The 16320-nt window shown below is 70.5% G+C and carries 14 protein-coding genes; 7 read left to right on the top strand and 7 right to left on the bottom strand.

Going from position 1 to position 16320, the window contains the following annotated elements:
- The first annotated feature begins 181 nt into the window (after positions 1 to 181).
- From AC3EO7_RS04710 to AC3EO7_RS04700, 3 genes are all read left to right on the top strand, one after another.
- Positions 182 to 826: a LysE family translocator gene (locus AC3EO7_RS04710; protein WP_431963783.1), complete on the top strand. Its 645-nt coding sequence runs from the start codon at positions 182 to 184 to the stop codon at positions 824 to 826.
- Between the two features lie 159 nt (positions 827 to 985).
- Complete coding sequence (locus AC3EO7_RS04705; protein WP_431963781.1) at positions 986 to 1675, top strand: trimeric intracellular cation channel family protein; 690 nt, start codon at positions 986 to 988, stop codon at positions 1673 to 1675.
- A 93-nt stretch (positions 1676 to 1768) separates the two neighbouring features.
- Positions 1769 to 2440 (top strand): CPBP family glutamic-type intramembrane protease, encoded by a 672-nt coding sequence (locus AC3EO7_RS04700; protein ID WP_431963779.1) that lies wholly within the window; start codon positions 1769 to 1771, stop codon positions 2438 to 2440.
- Positions 2441 to 2552: 112 nt separating this feature from the next.
- Here the strand turns inward: AC3EO7_RS04700 and AC3EO7_RS04695 are convergent, their stop codons facing one another.
- A complete protein-coding gene (locus AC3EO7_RS04695) occupies positions 2553 to 3740 on the bottom strand; it encodes a pyridoxal phosphate-dependent aminotransferase (protein ID WP_431963777.1) in 1188 nt (395 codons plus the stop codon).
- A gap of 178 nt (positions 3741 to 3918) precedes the next feature.
- Here AC3EO7_RS04695 and AC3EO7_RS04690 point away from each other — a divergent pair, with 178 nt between their 5' ends.
- Complete coding sequence (locus tag AC3EO7_RS04690; protein WP_431963775.1) at positions 3919 to 4137, top strand: hypothetical protein; 219 nt, start codon at positions 3919 to 3921, stop codon at positions 4135 to 4137.
- A 48-nt stretch (positions 4138 to 4185) separates the two neighbouring features.
- Here the strand turns inward: AC3EO7_RS04690 and sigJ are convergent, their stop codons facing one another.
- A complete protein-coding gene (gene sigJ, locus AC3EO7_RS04685; protein ID WP_435590528.1) occupies positions 4186 to 5106 on the bottom strand; it encodes an RNA polymerase sigma factor SigJ in 921 nt (306 codons plus the stop codon).
- A 104-nt stretch (positions 5107 to 5210) separates the two neighbouring features.
- Between sigJ and AC3EO7_RS04680 the strand changes: the two genes are divergently transcribed.
- Positions 5211 to 5813 carry a GNAT family N-acetyltransferase gene (locus AC3EO7_RS04680; RefSeq protein WP_435590527.1) on the top strand — a complete coding sequence of 201 codons (603 nt, stop codon included), beginning with the start codon at positions 5211 to 5213 and terminating at the stop codon, positions 5811 to 5813.
- A complete protein-coding gene (locus AC3EO7_RS04675; protein ID WP_435590526.1) occupies positions 5806 to 6459 on the top strand; it encodes a class I SAM-dependent methyltransferase in 654 nt (217 codons plus the stop codon). The genes AC3EO7_RS04680 and AC3EO7_RS04675 overlap by 8 nt, the downstream gene beginning before the upstream one ends.
- Positions 6460 to 6526: 67 nt before the next feature.
- Here the strand turns inward: AC3EO7_RS04675 and AC3EO7_RS04670 are convergent, their stop codons facing one another.
- The 4 genes from AC3EO7_RS04670 to AC3EO7_RS04655 form a co-directional block, all read right to left on the bottom strand.
- Positions 6527 to 7669: a 3-deoxy-7-phosphoheptulonate synthase gene (locus tag AC3EO7_RS04670; RefSeq protein ID WP_431963767.1), complete on the bottom strand. Its 1143-nt coding sequence runs from the start codon at positions 7667 to 7669 to the stop codon at positions 6527 to 6529.
- Between the two features lie 276 nt (positions 7670 to 7945).
- Positions 7946 to 8419: a carboxymuconolactone decarboxylase family protein gene (locus AC3EO7_RS04665; protein ID WP_431963765.1), complete on the bottom strand. Its 474-nt coding sequence runs from the start codon at positions 8417 to 8419 to the stop codon at positions 7946 to 7948.
- Positions 8420 to 8583: 164 nt separating this feature from the next.
- Positions 8584 to 9462, bottom strand: coding sequence for an oxidoreductase (locus AC3EO7_RS04660; RefSeq protein ID WP_431963763.1), 879 nt, complete (start codon positions 9460 to 9462; stop codon positions 8584 to 8586).
- A 67-nt stretch (positions 9463 to 9529) separates the two neighbouring features.
- Positions 9530 to 13039 carry a non-ribosomal peptide synthetase gene (locus AC3EO7_RS04655; RefSeq protein WP_435590525.1) on the bottom strand — a complete coding sequence of 1170 codons (3510 nt, stop codon included), beginning with the start codon at positions 13037 to 13039 and terminating at the stop codon, positions 9530 to 9532.
- Between the two features lie 155 nt (positions 13040 to 13194).
- Between AC3EO7_RS04655 and AC3EO7_RS04650 the strand changes: the two genes are divergently transcribed.
- Positions 13195 to 14802, top strand: a complete 1608-nt coding sequence (locus AC3EO7_RS04650) for a (2,3-dihydroxybenzoyl)adenylate synthase (RefSeq protein WP_435590524.1) — start codon at positions 13195 to 13197, stop codon at positions 14800 to 14802.
- Between the two features lie 138 nt (positions 14803 to 14940).
- On the opposite strand, the gene nbtS is transcribed toward AC3EO7_RS04650, so the two are convergent.
- Entirely contained in the window at positions 14941 to 16254 is a 1314-nt protein-coding gene (gene nbtS / locus AC3EO7_RS04645) for a nocobactin biosynthesis salicylate synthase NbtS (protein WP_431963757.1), read from the bottom strand.
- Positions 16255 to 16320 lie beyond the last annotated feature (66 nt).

Here is a 16320-nt window from a genome sequence, read left to right as displayed (position 1 = left end):
CATTCTCCCCTGGCCCACCGACAACCCGCAGGCTGCGGTGGGTGTGCGCAGCGGGGTCCGGCTCCGGAGATACCAGCGTAGGCCGCGTGCGTTTTGTTCCGTTGCGCTGGTCACGGTCGGGGTCCACCGGCCCCGAAGTGGACCGAGACGCGGCGCGGTCCGGTCGGCGACGATCGTGGACATGATCGAAACAGCGGCGATACTCGGCGTGGCGGCGGCCGCGCTCGGCATGGTGCTCACCCCGGGACCCAACATGATGTACCTGGTCTCCCGCACGGTATCGCAGGGGCGACGGGCCGGGCTGATCTCGTTGACCGGGGTGGCGGCCGGTTTCGGCGTCTATCTCACCGCCGCCGCCGCGGGCATCACCGCGGTGTTCGCGGTGGTGCCGGGGCTGTACGTCGCGGTGAAGCTGGCGGGCGCGGCCTATCTGCTGTGGCTGGCGTGGCACGCGCTGCGGCCGGGCGGCGTCTCGGTGTTCACGCCCTCGGAGCTGCCCACCGACCGAGCGCGCAGGCTGTTCGCCATGGGCCTGGTCACCAACCTGCTCAACCCGAAGATCGCGATCATGTACCTCGCGCTGATCCCGCAGTTCGTCGTGCCCGAGCGCGGGCTGATCTGGCTGCAGAGCCTGTGCCTCGGCGCGGTGCAGATCGCCGTCGCGCTGACCGTGAACGGCCTCATCGTGCTCGCCGCGGGCATGATCTCCGGCTTCCTCACCGGGCGGCCACTGTGGCTGCGCGCCCAGCGGTACGTGATGGGCACCATGCTCGGGTCGATCGCGGTGCTGCTCGCCACCGACCGCGCCCGCCCGGCCCCGGCCTGACGGCGTCGCCGCCGCAACACCCTGGCGATCTCCCCCGCGTTCGCCCCAGTGACAGCTGGTCACCGGGGCGAACGCGGCGTCGGCGGAGGACCCGCCCGTCGCGTGCCCGCAATCGGCGTGCAAACCTGCTGGGCGGAGAAAGAGGAAAGGAGCGGTTTCATGATCGCCGGGTTGGACGTCATGGCCACGCAGCTCGATTCCGCCGTGAACGCCGCCCAGCGCATCGGTGAGCTGCTCGGGGTGATCTCGTTCGCGGCGTCGGGCGCGCTGCTGGCGATGCGCCGGAATCTCGACGTCTTCGGCATGGCGGTGCTGGCCTGTAGCACCGCGCTCGGCGGCGGCGTCATCCGCGACCTGCTCATCGGCCGCACCCCGCCCGCGGCCTTCACCGACCTCACCTACCTGTGCGCATCGCTGCTCACCGCGCTGGTGATCTTCTTCAAGCACCCTTCGCACCGGCTCACCCGCGGCCCGCTCGAGGTCTTCGACGCCATCGGGCTCGGATTGTTCTGCGTGACCGGCACGGCGGTCGCGTATGCCAGCGGGGTGGGCGCGCCGACGGCCGCGCTGCTCGGCATGGTCACCGCGATCGGCGGCGGCGTCATCCGCGACGTGCTCGGCGGCGAGGTGCCGCGGGTGCTGCGCCCGGACCAGGAGCTGTACGCCGTGCCAGCGCTGTTCGGCGCCGCCGCCACCGCGACGCTGCTGCACTTCGACGCCTACTGGACGTGGACCGGTCTGCTCGCGGCCTGCCTCGCCATCGGCTTCCGTATGCTCGCCCGCCGCTACGACTGGCGGGCGCCGCAGGCCCGCCGCAACACCGGCCGTCTCGATCGCACGGCGGACTGACGGACAACCGCGCCCGCGCCGACCTGGACCGCGGATGTCCAGGGGCCGAAGGAGACATGGCATCGCTCGCCGCCCGCCCGTAATCTCGAGAACGTGACGGCGACCGAGCTGCGACGGGACCTTCGATCCGAACGCGGCCGCCGGTCGACCTGGCTCGCCATCGAATTCGTGGCGCTGTACTTCGGACTGGTCGGTGGGTACGCCGCGATCGGCAGCCCGGGCAGCCCGATCCCGCTGCTGGTCGTGCTGGCCGTCGCCGCACACCTCTGGCTGCGACGCCGGGTACAGCCGGACAGCCTTCGGGAGCAGCTCCGCACGCTGCGCGCCGTCTTGCCGTCGATGCTGGCCCTCTGGATCGCCGCGGCGATCGCCATCGGGCTGACGCTCGCGGTGTTCAGCCCCGAACGGCTGCTGTCGCTGCCGCGCACCGAACCGCTGCTGTGGGCGGTGGTGATGGTGTTCTATCCGCTGTTCTCGGTGTACCCGCAGGAGCTGATCTTCCGAAAGTTCCTGTTCCAGCGGTACGCACCGGCTTTCGGCGACGGGTGGGCGCTGATCGCCGCGAACGCCGCCGCGTTCGGATTCGCGCACATCATCTTCGGCAACTGGATCGCCGTGGCGCTGACCCTGGTCGGCGGCGTCCTCTTCGGCTACCGGTACCGGCGGACGGGTTCGCTGCTCGTGGTCTCGGTCGAGCACGCACTGTACGGCTGCCTCGCCTTCACCATCGGCCTCGGCGGGTTCCTGTACCACGGCGCGAGCTGATGCCGCCGCGGCCGGATCAGCTCAGCCGGTAGGTGAGTTGCGCGAACTGCCCCATCCGTTCGACGTCGACCAACCACATCCGATCGGCGAGGCAGCAGCGGCGCACCTTCGGTCAGCGTTTACCGCTCGCCGCGACGCCCGCGCGCAGCCGCCGCACGCCCTCGTCCAGCGTCTCGTCGCGCTTGCAGAAGGTGAACCGCACCAGGTGGTTCCACGCCGGCTTGTCGTCGGCGAAGACGCTCACGGGCACCGCGGCCACGCCGATCCGCCCGGGGATCTCGCGGCAGAACTCGAGACCGTCGGCGTGGCCGGTAGGCGTGAGATCGGCGCACACGAAATACCCTCCGCCACTGGCCTTCACGCCGAAGCCCGCGTCGGCCAGCGCCGCCGATAGCCGAAGGCGCTTGTCCGAGAGCGAATCTCGCAGCCGGGCGACCCAGTCGAGCTCGTTGGTCAGCGCGTGCGCGATGGCGGGCTGGAACGGGCCGCCGCCGACGAAGGACAGGAACTGCTTGGCGGCGAGCACGCCGTCGATCAGGTAGGCGGGGCCGCACGCCCAGCCGATCTTCCAGCCGGTGACGCTGAAAGTCTTTGCGGCGCTGGACACCACGACGGTCCGCTCGGCCATGCCCGGCAGCGTCGCCAGGCTGATGTGTTCGTTGCCGTCGTAGACGAGATGTTCGTAGACCTCGTCGGTGAGCACCAACAGGTCGTGCGCACAGGCGATCTCGGCGATCGCGGCGAGATCGGCCATGCCGAGCACGGTCCCGGTGGGATTGTGCGGCGAATTGACCACCAGCATCCTGGTGCGCGGGGTGATCGCGGCGCGCAGGCTGTCCAGATCGAGCACGAAACGATCCCCGTCGGCCACCAGCCGCGCCGTGCGCCGGTGCGCGCCCGCCAGCGCGACCGCCGCCGCGTAGGAGTCGTAGTAGGGCTCGATCAGCACCACCTCGTCGCCGGGCTCGACGAGTCCGAGCATGGCCGCGCTGATCGCCTCGGTCGCCCCGACGGTCACCAGCACCTCCCGCTCCGGGTCGTATTCGGTGCCGTAGCGGCGGGCGCGGTCGTCGGCGATGGCGCGGCGCAGCACCGTCATGCCGCGACCGGGCGGGTACTGGTTGACGCCGTCGGCGATGGCCTGCCTGGCCACCTCGAGCATGCCCGCGGGTCCGTCGGTGTCGGGGAAGCCCTGGCCGAGATTCACCGCCTCGTGCCGGACGGCGAGTTCGGTCATCTCGGCGAAAATCGTGGCGGCAAAGGGACGGAGGCGAGCGACGGTCGCGGGGCGTGCAGGCATACACCGGAGAGTAGCGGAGCGATCGCCATTGTTGCCATTAGATAGCGAACAGCTATGTTTCACATTCTTTTTGGTGCATCTACCTGCATGGTTGTGCGTTCTCCCACAGAGAGCTAGCCTCGCCGTGTTTTATCTCACAAGCCGCCGCACTACCGGCGGCATCTCGAAAGGGGCGCTCATGGCCTCGTATCTCGACCTCGTACTGCAGCCGGCCGCGTCGGAGGTCGCCGGATCCGTACTCGGTCTGATTCGCGAAGTAGCGCACAATCTGATCGCGGGCACCGGCGACTGGTTCACCGGATCGTCGACCGGCGACTGGTTCACCGGGTCCACCACCGGCAACGGCGGCACCGGATCGTCGACGGGCGACTGGTTCACCGGTTCGACGACTCCCTGACCCGTCCGGCCCCCGCCGGGTCGGACGATGAGGGTCCGGCCCGGCGGCTCAGGACAACCGCACGCCGGTCAGCTTGGCCGGATTCGCGTGATCGTAAGTGCCCCAGATCAATCCGTCGCGCACCGTGAACCCGACGACCCGCGCCGGATGCCAATCCTGTTCCTCGGTCTCCGAATCCAGATTCATCACCAGGCCCAATTGCCCGTTCACCGTGGCGAATTCGTAGCGCGTGGCGGCCTGCTCGGAGTAGCCGATGCCGTGCTTGCGCACCAGCTCCAGCATGAAGCGGGCGATCCGCTCCGCGCCGCCGACGATCTTCACCACCGTGGAGGTGGTGCCGTTGGCGTCGCCGATCAGCACCGCGTCCGGGTGCAACGCCGTCGCGACCGCGTCGACCTCGTCCGTGGCCAGCGCCGCGAGCAGACGCCGCACCGCGGCCTCGTGCTCGACGTCGGACACCGCTGTCGGCACGCCCGCGACGGCCTCGCGCGCCTGGACCGCCAGCTGGCTCGCGTCATCCGCGGAGACGCCGAGGACATCGGCGATCTCCTCGAACGGCACGGCCGCCCCGTCGTGCAGCACGAGCGCCACCCGCTGCGGCGGAGTCAGGGTCTCGAGCGCGACCATCACCGCCATGCGATATTCCTCGCCGCGCACCACCGATTCCAGCGAATCCGGCCTGCTCGACGGGGCGACGCCGGTGACGATGGGCTCCGGCAGCCATTGCCCCACATAGGTTTCCCGGCGCGTCGCGGCGGTGCGCAAGTGGTCCAAGCAGATTCGGCTCACCGTGGTCGTCAGCCAGACGCGCAGATCGTCGATCTCGGACTGGTGTGTCCCCGCCAGACGCAGCCAGCTCTCCTGCACCGCGTCCTCGGCGTCGCCGACGCTGCCCGTCAGCCGGTAGGCGACGGAAAGCAAATGCGCCCGATGTGATTCGAACAGGTCGGCGATAAGAGCGGAAACCATCGGGCCGATTCTACGGTCCGCCCGGCCGGGCGATCACCGCGGTATCCATCCGGTCATCCGATAACCGGATGCTCGCCCCGACCGGTCCGTGTCACGATGACCCGATGGATATCCGCACGCTGTCCGACGGCGCGGTCTGGCTGTCACCGCCCACCGCGGCCGATACGGATGTCATCGTCGCGCACTGCCAGCACCCGTCCATCGGCCAGTGGACGACGATCCCGGTGCCCTACGGCCGGTCCGACGCGGAGCACTTCCTCGCCGACCTGGTCGGTCCCGGCTGGGCGGGACGCAGCCCGACCTGGGCGCTGCGCCCCGCGCCCGACGGGCCCGTCATCGGCATGATCGGCCTGGCCGAACAGGACGCGTCGGCCTGCGAGATCGGTTTCTGGCTGGCCCCCGAGCACCGCGGCCACGGCCACATGGCGCGCGCGGTGGCGCTGGTCTGCGAGTTCGGCTTCGCCGCCGACGGCATGGCGCTGGCCCGCATCAGCTGGCGCGCGTTCGTCGGCAACTACGCCTCGGCCGCCGCGGTACGCCGCAACGGCTTCCGCTACGAGGGACTGGCCAGGCTCGGCGTGCTGCACCGCGGCGTCCGGCGCGACGAATGGCGGGCGGCCCGCCTGCACAGCGATCCGCCGGGACCGGCCGACGACGCCTGGCCCGCCGAGTTCCTCGCGAGCGGGAGCACGGCCCGCCGTGGGTGACGCCCGGTTTCGCTGGTTCGCCGACGTCATGGAGCTGCGCGGCACGGACCGGGTGCTGGAGATCGGCCCCGGTTCGAGCCCGTCGCTGGCACTGCTGGCCGAGCGGGTGACCCATGGGCGCGTCGTCGGCGTCGACCGCTCCGCGACGGCGATCGCCCGCGCGGCGCAACGGCTGGGAGCCGGACGCGGCGCGTCGACAGATCACGCCGAGCCGAGCGCGGACAACCCTGCCGAAGCCGGAGGCCGTGCGCCGACGGACCACGCCCCGCCGAGCGTGGACGAGGCATGTGCGCCTGCGGCGCAAGTGAATTCGGACCGCATCGGTCTCTTCCACGCCGACCTGGCCCGGCTGCGCCCGGAACAGTTGCTCGACACGTTCGGGATCGATGGCTTCGACAAGATCCTGGCGGTCAACGTCAACGTGTTCTGGACGAAACGGCCGACCGCGGAGCTCGCCGTCATCGAGAAACTGCTGGTTTCCGGCGGCGGGCTGTACCTGTGCTACGGCTACGGCGGTCCGGATGGGGCGTCGACCTCACCGAAGCCGCCGCCGGGGCGCCTGGACGAGTACCTGACAGAGGCAGGCTTCACTGTTCGCACGCGCGCCTCCGGCGACCTGCTGTGCGTGCACGCCGCCCGCGACTAGTTCTCCCACACACCCTTCCCACGCCTCACAGACCGAATGGGCCTGTGAGGCGTCGAAAGAGTATGTGTCATCGGGCGCGGCGCTCGGCGACGGCGTCGGCGAGGCGGTCCAGCTGGGCCGCGGTGGTGGACCAGTCGATGCAGGCGTCGGTGATGGACTGGCCGTAGGTCAGATCGGCGGCGCGGCCGAGGGTGAGGTCCTGACGGCCCGCGACCAGGAAGCTCTCCAGCATGACGCCGACCACGCTGCGCTCGCCCGCGGCGACGCGTTCCGCGATGTCGGTGACCACGTCGACCTGCTTGTTGTGGTCCTTGTTGCTGTTGCCGTGGCTGGCGTCCACCACGATGCGCTGCGGCAGCCCGGCCTTCTCCAGGCGCAGGCACGCTTCGGAGACCGAGGCCACGTCGTAGTTCGGGCCGTTGCTGCCGCCGCGCAGGATCACGTGGCAGTCGGGGTTGCCGGTGGTGCGGATGAGCGCGGAGCGCCCGTCCAGGTCGGTGCCGGGGAAGACGTGGCTGGCCGCCGCGGCCCGCACGCCGTCCACGGCCACCTGCACGTCGCCGTCGGTGCCGTTCTTGATGCCGACCGGCATGGACAGCGCGCTGCTCAGCTGGCGGTGCACCTGGCTCGCCGCGGTGCGCGCGCCGATCGCGCCGTAGGAGACCAGATCCGCGATGTACTGCGGGGTGATCGGGTCGAGGAACTCGCAGGCCACCGGAAGACCGAGGGCGGTGATGTCGACGAGTACCTTGCGTCCGATGCCGAGACCGGTGTTGACGTCGAACGAGCCGTCCAGGTGCGGATCGTTGATGAGGCCCTTCCAGCCGAGGCTGGTGCGCGGCTTCTCGAAGTAGACCCGCATCACCACGTGCAGCCGGTCGTCGAGCTCGGCGGCCTTCTCGGCGAGCCGCCGCGCGTAGTCCAGCGCCGCCGCGGGATCGTGCACGGAGCACGGGCCGACGATCACCATGAGGCGGTCGTCAGCGCCGTCGAGCACGTTCACCGTGGCCTCGCGGCCCGCGCGGACGGTGTCGGCCAGCGGATCGGTGATCGGGTGCACCATGCGCACCTCGGCCGGTGAGCGCAGCGGGCTCACGGACAGGGTGCGCTGGTCATCGAGATCGAACAGCATCGCGGAGCGATTCGACGAGGGGCGGCGGTCGGGTGACGGGTGGGCGTGCCGCGCGTCGACGTCGGCTGCGGTTGTCATCTCTGTGGGTTCCTTTTCTCGAGGCCGACCCACGGACGTGAATACCGTCGAGCCGGTCCATCATCCGGCTCGGGGTGGAAGAAAGTCAGCGCACGTGGTTGCCGCAGACCGACCCACCCAGGGCCGGCTTGCTAAACCAGAAATACACGCGCTGCACGTCGGTCACTGTACCAGGCGCTGGCAGCCGGGTGACGCAAGGGCCAACTTCCAAGATCGTGGCGGCGTCGGCCGTCACATCGATGCCCGTCGGCTACCGCCCGTGGCGCCGGGAAACGATCAGCCCCACTGCCCCGGCTGGTAACTGCCCGCGGGCGTGCCCGCGATGACGTTCATCCGGTTGTAGGTGTTGATCAGCGCGACGAGCGAGATGAGCGCGGCGATCTGGTCCGTGTCGTAGTGCTTCTGGACCTGGGCCCAGGTCTCGTCGCTGACGCCGGTGTGCGCGTCGGCCAGCCGGGTGCCTTCCTCGGTGAGCGCCAGCGCGGCCCGCTCCGCGTCGGTGAACACGGTGGCGTCGCGCCACGCGGCCACCAGGTTCAGTCGCACCTGGTCCTCGCCCGCGTGCAGCGCGTCCTTGCTGTGCATGTCGGTGCAGAAGCCGCAGCCGTTGATCTGACTGGCCCGCAGCTTGACCAGCTCCTGGGTCGCGCGCGGGAGGGTGGACTGATCGACGACCAGCCCGGAGTTGCCGATGCGCTTGGTGAACTTCGCGCCGATCTCGGTGCCGTAGTAGTCGAAACGCGCTTCCATGATGTGCTCCTCGGGTTGTCGGATAGTCGCTCCGGCGGGGCCGGAGCGTCTTACACCGATATGACGACCCACCTCCGCGAGGTGTGACATCGCCCGTTGTGAGCCCGGTCACAGCGCCGGACGCACCGGGCAGGGCCGCGGGCGCTCGACGTCCGAGGGACGCGTCAGGAGAACGAGTAGGTGACGCCGGTGAGCTTCTCCGACAGCTCCCACAGACCGCTCGCGACGGCCTCGTCGCGGGACTGCTTGGTGGAACGCGAGGTGCCCGGGTAGCCGCGCATGCCCCCCAGCCCGGTGGGCCCGTAGAACGCGCCCGGCTCGATCGGGGTGACGGTGGCGGCGTAAAGCTCTGGCAGCGCGCCCATTTCGGCGCTCTGTGCGAACACCCGGTTGCCGATCGACATGAGCGGGTCGAGCAACGACTCGGTGTGCGACTGCAATTCGGTCGCGGCGTAGCCAGGGTGCGCGGCGACCGAGACCTTGGCGGAACCGGCGGCGGTGAGCCTGCGCTGCAGTTCGTAGGCGAACATCAGGTTGGCCAGCTTGGCCTGCCCGTAGGCGGCCCAGCGCTGGTATTTCCTGCGCTCCCAGTTCAGATCGTCGAGGTCGATCTTGCCGATGGCGTGCGCGCCGCTGGACACAGTGACCACGCGGTCCGAGATCTTGTCCAGCAGTAGGCCGGTCAGCGCGAAGTGGCCGAGATGATTGGTGCCGACCTGCATTTCGAAGCCGTCGGCGGTGCGGCCCTGCGGCACCGCCATCACGCCCGCGTTGTTGATCAGCACGTCGACGCGGTCCACCGATTCGGCGAACGCGCGCACCGAGGAGAGGTCGGCCAGATCGAGCTCGCGCACCGTGGCGCGGTCGCCGATCTCCGCGGCCACCCGCTCGCCCTTGCTCACATTGCGACAGGCCAGCACCACATCGGCGCCCGCTCCTGCCAGCGCACGCGCGGCGACCGCGCCGAGTCCGCTGTTCGCGCCGGTGACGATGAACGTCCGGCCGCTCTGGTCGGGAATGCTCGAGGTGTCCCAACGGGTCATGCGGCCGAGTCTAGTCCCGGCGCCTGTTCCCGTCGCCCCGATCGGAATCGGGGCGACGGAACCGGGCTCAGGCCTGCGCGAGGATCTCCTCGTCGGTCATGGCCGCGACCTCCAGGTACAGCCGGGCGACCTCGTCGAGCCGATCCGGCGTGCCCGCCTCGGTCTCCTTGGCGAGCAGCCGTTCGGCCAGACCCGCCACCGAACGGCCGACGAGGATGTCGGCGACCAGCGCGTGATCCACGTCGAGCCATTCGCGGACCCGGGCGATCGCGGTGGTCGCGAGCACCGAGTCGCCGCCGAGCCCGAAGAAGTCGTCGTGCACGCCGAGCCGCGACACGCCGAGCACCTCCGCGACGATCGCCGCGAGCGCCTCCTCCAGCGGCGTGCGCGGCGCGAGATCCGCGATGTCCTGCGCCGAGGGCTCCAGCAGCGCAATCACCGCGCGGCGGTCGAGCTTGCCGTTGTCGGTGAGCGGCATGTCGTCGAGCAGCTCGATGCGGGTCGGAATCATATAGCTGGGCAACAGATCCGAGATCGCGCCGACCAGATCCACGGTGCTGCCCGGATACCCGGCCACCGCGGCGACCAGTTTCGGCGCGCCCGTTCCGACCACGGCCGCGACCGCGTGCCGGACGCCGGGCGCGGTGCGCAGCGCGCTCTCCACCTCGCCGAGTTCCACGCGATAACCGCGGATCTGCACCTGATGGTCGGCGCGGCCGAGGAATTCGATGGTGCCGTCGGGCCAGTAGCGAGCCATGTCGCCGGTGCGGTACCAGCGGATGTCGTCGTGCGTCACGAACCGCTCGGCGGTGCGCTCGGGGTCGTTGCGATAGCCCGCGGCGACGTTCGCTCCGCCGACCCAGAATTCGCCGGGCACCCAGTCCGGGCAGTCGCGACCGGCCGAATTCACCACGCGGCAGCGCACATTACGCAGCGGCACGCCGAACGGCACCGTGGTCCAGTGCGCGGGCGGGTCGCTCACCTCGCAGATGGTGTTGTGGATGGACGTCTCGGTGGCGCCGCCCAGGCCGGAGAAGCGGCAGCCGGGCACCTGCGCGGCGAGCCTGCGGGCGAGATCGGCGCCCACCCAGTCGCCGCCGAGGGTCACCGCGCGCAGCGAGTCGCCCAGCCCGTCGCCGCCGATCTCGAGGATCATGTCGAGCATGCTCGGCACGCAGTTGAGGATGGTCACCCCGAAGTGCCGCAGCAGCTCCACCCAGGTGGTCGCCTCCTCGCGCTGGCGCGGGTTCAGCGCGACAACCGAGCCGCCCACCGAGAACATGCCGAAGATGTCGTAGACCGAGGCGTCGAACTCGAGCGCCGACAGGCCGAGCACTCGGTCGCCGGGTCCGACCTGGAACCATTCGTTCACGGCGTCGATGGTGTTCATCGGGCCGCTGTGCGGCAGGTCGACGCCTTTGGGCAGGCCGGTCGATCCCGAGGTGAACAGCACGTAGGCGATCGCGGAGGTATCCGGAATCACGGGCGCGGCAAGCGGATTCGGGTGCAGCTTGGCCTCGGAGACGGGCACGCAGACGATTTCGGGACGGCCCATGTCCGCCCCGTCGACGGTCAGCGCGGCCACCACCTCGCCGGTGCGCAGGATCTCGGCTCGCCTGCCGACGGGCTGATCGAAGCCGATCGGTACGTACGTCGCGCCCGCCGCGAGCACGCCGAGCACCGCGAGGATCTGATCCGGGCCCTTGGGCAGCTGGACGGCGACCGTATCGCCTTGCCGCACACCCTGATCCCGCAGCGCACCGGCGACGGCCAGCGCCTGCGCGGCCAGTTCGCCGTAGCTCCACCCGCCGTCGACGCCGTCGGTGCGCCACAGCACCGCGGGCGCGTCGGGCGTCGCCGCGGCGTGCTGGAAGAAGCCCTCGTGCAGGGCGCGGCCGGAGACCGGGCCGTCGGTCGCGTTCACCTGGGCCCGCACCGTGGCCTGCGCGAGCGGAAGCCGGACTGCCGCTTCGGCGCTCCACCCGGCCTCGCCCGCGCCGAGCCGCGCGATGGCGTCGGTGTAGCCGGCGAACATCGCATCGATCACGCCCGCCGGGAAGGCGGATTCGCGCACGTCCCAGTTCAGCAGCAGGCCGCCGCGCACCTCGGTTACTTGCGCGTCCAGCAGCACCTGCGGGCCCTGCGAGATGATCCAGATCGGTTCGCCGAAGGTCTCGGTCACCGCGTCGGCGAACAGTTCGCCGAGGTTGAGCGCGCTGGTGTAGACGATCGGCGCGAGGACAGGCTCGCCACGGTGACGACCGAGATCGCGTAGCACCTCGAGGCCGGAATAGGCGGTGTGCGCGCCGCTTTCGTGCATCGACCGCTGGAGCGCCCTGGCCCGGTCGGCGACGGTCATGTCCGCGCTGACGTCCACCTCGAGCATGATCGAGGAGGTGAAATCGCCGACCACGCGGTCGATGTCGGGGTGCACCGGCTCACGGTGGAACAGCGGCACGTTCAGCAGGAAGCGGCTCTGCGCGGACCAGCCGCCGATGGTCTCGGCGAACACCGCCGCCAGCGCCATGGCCGGGGTGATGCCCCGCGCGTGCGCGGCGTCCAGCAGCCGCTGCTTGGCCGCGGGCTCCAACCAGTGGTTGTAGCGGACCGTCCGGTGCGGGTCGACCCGCTCGCTGACCGGAATGGTCGGCAGCTCGGGCGAACCCGGGAGTTCCGGGAGTCGTTCCTGCCACCACTGCTTGTCGCGCTCCCGAGCCGCTTCGTCGATCCGACGTTCGGTGCGATAGCGGCGGTAGCTGTAGGTCTCGGCGGGCAGCGTGCCGCCGTGGTAGAGCTCGGCGAGGTCGGACACGAGCACGCGGTAGCTCATGGCGTCGCCCGCGAGCATGTCGACGTCGAGGTGCAGGCGGCTGCGGCCGTCGGCGAGCAGGCTGAGGGTGATGTCGAGGACCTGCCCGTCCTCGATGGCGAGCCGCTGGTGGGTCTTGGCGTCGCGCAGGCGTTCCAGTTCGGCGTCGGCGGCGTCGGCGGATTCCGCGCGCAGGTCGACGACGGAGAACACCGGCCGGTCCGGCGCGGGCATGGTCTGCTGCGTGCCGTCGGGCAGCACTCGGGTGCGCAGCATCGGGTGCGCGGCCACCAGCGCGGCGACGGCGCGCTCCAGCCGCTCGGGATCGACTGCGGCTCCCTCGAATTCGACGTACAGGTGCGCGGCGACGCCGCCCAGATCCTGCTCGTCGGAACGGCCGATCCAGTACGCGTGCTGCATGGTCGCCAGCGGGAAGGGCTCGGACTCGTCGGCCGCGGCGGGCGCGATGTCGGCGGGCGCGGCCTCCGTGGGCGCGGCCTCGGCGCCGAGCAGCCTGGACCATTCCGCGACGGTCGGCGTGGCGGCCAGCTGGGCGAAGTTGACGTCGGCGCCGCGCTTGCGCCAACCGCCCGCCAGCTTCATGGTCCGAATCGAATCCAGGCCCAACTGGATCAGATCGTCCTCGTCGGCGATCGCGTCGATCTCGATGCCGAGTTGCCCGGCGATCGCGGCGCGGATCTCGTCCCGGCCGATCACCGCGTTCGCGGTGCTTCCCGCCCCGTCCCCCTGTCGCTGTGCTGGCTCCATGTGCCGCTGTCACTCCTTGGTCGCCGCCGAATCCGGCGGATCGAGACTGCTCGGCGCTAGCGTATCGCACTGAGATAGGGTTGCCTAACCTACATAAAGAGACCCTAATTACTCGATCCGACAACCCCACCCGTCCGGACCTTGTGAGGCAAACCGTGACCACCACATCCAGCACCCACCGCGAGGGCTACGTCCCCTTCCCCGCCGACGCGGCCGAGAACTACCGGGCCGCCGGTTACTGGACCGGCCGCGCGCTCGGCGACCTGCTGCGCGAGACCGCGCGCCGCGCGCCGGAGCGGGCCGCGCTGCTCACCGGCGACGGCGCTCGCAGCTACGCGCAGGTGGACGCCGACGCCGACCGGATGGCACACGGTCTGCTCGCGCTCGGCATCGCGCCGGGCGATCGGGTCGTCGTGCAGCTGCCCAACATGCCCGAGTTCCTGACGGTGCTGTTCGGCCTGCTGCGAGCGGGCATCATCCCGGTGCTGACGCTGCCCGCGCACCGCAGGGCCGAAATCGAGCACCTCACGGCGCTTTCCGAGGCGGTGGCCTACGTCGTCATCGACCGGCAGGGCGATTTCGACTACCGAGAACTCGCCGCCACCGTGCGCGAGTCCGTGCCCAGCCTGCGCCACGTCTTGGTGCTCGGCGAGCCGGGCGTGTTCACCGACCTGAATACTGTTCCGCGCGAGGGCGGCACACTGCCGGAGATCGACCCGAGCGACATCGCGCTCATGCTGGTGTCGGGCGGCACCACCGGTCTGCCGAAGCTCATCGCGCGCACGCACGACGATTACGTCTACAACGCGACCGCCAGCGCCGCGGTCTGCGAGCTCACTCCCGACGACGTCTATCTCGCGACTCTGCCCGCCGCGCACAACTTCCCGCTGGCCTGCCCGGGCATCCTGGGCACCGTCGGCGTCGGCGGCGCGGTCGCGTTCGTCACCGATCCCAGCCCCGAGAACGCCTTCGCCGCCATCGAGAAGCACCGGGTCACGGTCACCGCCGTGGTGCCGCCGCTGGCCCAGCTGTGGTGCGCGGCAACCGAATGGGAGGACGCCGATCTCGGCTCGCTGCGCCTGCTTCAGGTGGGCGGCGCGCGCCTGGCCGAGGTGAACGCCGTCGAGGTCACCCCCGCGCTCGGCGCCACCCTCCAGCAAGTCTTCGGCATGGCCGAGGGTCTGCTCAACTACACCCGGCTCGACGATCCGGCCGAGCTGCTGCACACCACGCAGGGCAGGCCGCTCTCCCCCGCCGACGAGGTGCGTGTGGTGGACGGCGAGGGCGACGACGTCGCGCCGGGCGAGGAGGGTGAGCTGCTCACCAAGGGCCCGTACACGATTCGCGGCTACTACCGCGCGCCCGAGCACAATGCCCGCGCCTTCACCCCGGACGGCTACTACCGCAGCGGCGACCTGGTCCGCCGCCTGCCCTCCGGTCACCTGGTGGTCTCCGGCCGGATCAAGGACGTGATCAACCGCGGCGGCGAGAACATCTCGTGCGACGAGCTCGAGGAGCACCTGCTCGCCCATCCCGCCGTCCGGCACGCCGCCGCCGTCGGACTGCCGGACGCGGCGCTCGGCGAAAAGGTCGGCGCGGTACTTGTCGTGGACGGCGCGATGCCGACGCTCGCCGAGATCAAGACCTTCCTCACCGGCCGCGGCCTTGCCACCTACAAGCTGCCCGACGTGCTGCGGCAGGCCGACGCGCTGCCGATCACCGCGGTCGGCAAGATCGACAAGAAGGCGCTGCGCGCCCAATAGAAACGAAGCGCTGTGGCACGCAATCCAACGCGTCGCGGCGGATTCGGTATGTCGCTCGTAACTCGTTCCGGCACCGGCAGATACGCCGAAGGGCCGCCCACCGATCGGCGGGCGGCCCGTGTGCCGTTCGGCTCCGGCCTAGGCCTTGACGACGTACGGCGCGACGCTGCCGAGCTTTTCGCAGGTCTCCTCGAATTCCCGCTCGGGGCGCGACTGTCCGACGATGCCCGCGCCCGCGCGCAGCCAGGCGCCCTCGGTGGTCTGGTAGACCGCGCGCAGCACCAGGGTGGCCTCCATCGCACCGGTCGGCGAGATGGTCACCACCGCACCGGAATACAGGCCGCGCGGCGCGCCGTCGAGACGGAACACCGAGTCGACGCCTTCGCGCTTGGGAATCCCGGACGCGGTGACGGACGGGAAGAGCACCTCGAGCGCGTCCCAGCTGGAGCGGTCGGCGGCCAGCCTGCCGCGCACGGTGGAGGCCAGGTGCTGCACGCTGCCGCGCTCGCGCACCGCCATGAAATCGGAGACCGCCGGGGTTCCCGGATCGGCGACCGCGCTGATCTCGGCGAACGAGGTCTGCACCGAGATCGCGTGCTCCACGATCTCTTTCGGATCGCTGATCAGGTCGGCGCGGGCCGCCATGTCGACCTCCGCGCCGAGGCCGAAGGCGCGGGTGCCCGCGAGCGGCTCGGTGGTGACCACGCGATCGTCGTCGACGGAGGCGACCAGCTCCGGGCTGAAGCCCGCGGCCTCGAGACCGCCGAGCCGCAGCAGGAAGGAGCGCGCCGGGGTGTTGTTCGCGCGGCCGAGCCGGTAGGTGGCGGGCACGTCGACCGCGAACGGCAGGTCGACCTTCCTGGACAGGATGACCTTCTGGTAACGGCCGGAACGGATTTCGTCGACCGCCTCGGCGACCCGGTCGCGGTAGCCGGTCGGGTCCACCCGGATGTCGGTGGGGTGCGGCTGCGGGAGTTCGCTGCCCTGAGCGTCGGCGATGAGATCGTGGATGTCACCGGTCTCGGTGGGCGTCGCGCCCGAGACGCGCACACCGGACTCGTCGACGCGGACCTCGATGCGCGGAATCATCAGGTGCGCCAGGGAGGCCCGCTCGTCCAAGTGCGCCGTCGCGTCCAGCGCCCACGCGCAGAACTCGAAGCCGATCCAGCCGTAGGCGCGCCTGCCGTCCAGCGGCAGCAGTCCGAGCGCCTCGTCCAGCGCCCGCGCAGGCGAGCCTTCCCAGCCGCTGATGGTGGTCTTCCCCGCCCAAGTGACGCGCAATTCCCGTGCGTCGAGTTCGATGCTGCCGATCGGGTCGGCCGCGAACACCCACTCTCCCGGACGCTCGTACATCACGTACTCGCCGAACTGATCCGCCGCCGCCAGCCGGGACATCGCTGCCGCCGGATCGGTCACATACTCAACGCGCAAGCGCTCGTCCGTGGTCGACAACGATCCTCCAAAGGTTACCCTGACCTAACTTCGAGAGGTAAGGTTAGCATTACCTGGCCGCCGCGC

The organism is Nocardia sp. bgisy118, from assembly GCF_057708605.1.
Note: the sequence above shows the minus strand (reverse complement) of the source record. Positions and strands in the feature narration are given on the sequence as shown.

Excerpts from the sequence above, each read along its gene's own strand:
- AC3EO7_RS04710 (WP_431963783.1), top strand. The coding sequence starts at position 182 with ATGATCGAAACAGCGGCGATACTCGGCGTGGCGGCGGCCGCGCTCGGC.
- AC3EO7_RS04705 (WP_431963781.1), top strand. The coding sequence starts at position 986 with ATGATCGCCGGGTTGGACGTCATGGCCACGCAGCTCGATTCCGCCGTG.
- AC3EO7_RS04695 (WP_431963777.1), bottom strand. The coding sequence starts at position 3,740 with ATGCCTGCACGCCCCGCGACCGTCGCTCGCCTCCGTCCCTTTGCCGCC.
- AC3EO7_RS04690 (WP_431963775.1), top strand. The coding sequence starts at position 3,919 with ATGGCCTCGTATCTCGACCTCGTACTGCAGCCGGCCGCGTCGGAGGTC.
- sigJ (WP_435590528.1), bottom strand. The coding sequence starts at position 5,106 with ATGGTTTCCGCTCTTATCGCCGACCTGTTCGAATCACATCGGGCGCAT.
- AC3EO7_RS04680 (WP_435590527.1), top strand. The coding sequence starts at position 5,211 with ATGGATATCCGCACGCTGTCCGACGGCGCGGTCTGGCTGTCACCGCCC.
- AC3EO7_RS04670 (WP_431963767.1), bottom strand. The coding sequence starts at position 7,669 with ATGACAACCGCAGCCGACGTCGACGCGCGGCACGCCCACCCGTCACCC.
- AC3EO7_RS04665 (WP_431963765.1), bottom strand. The coding sequence starts at position 8,419 with ATGGAAGCGCGTTTCGACTACTACGGCACCGAGATCGGCGCGAAGTTC.
- AC3EO7_RS04660 (WP_431963763.1), bottom strand. The coding sequence starts at position 9,462 with ATGACCCGTTGGGACACCTCGAGCATTCCCGACCAGAGCGGCCGGACG.
- AC3EO7_RS04655 (WP_435590525.1), bottom strand. The coding sequence starts at position 13,039 with ATGGAGCCAGCACAGCGACAGGGGGACGGGGCGGGAAGCACCGCGAAC.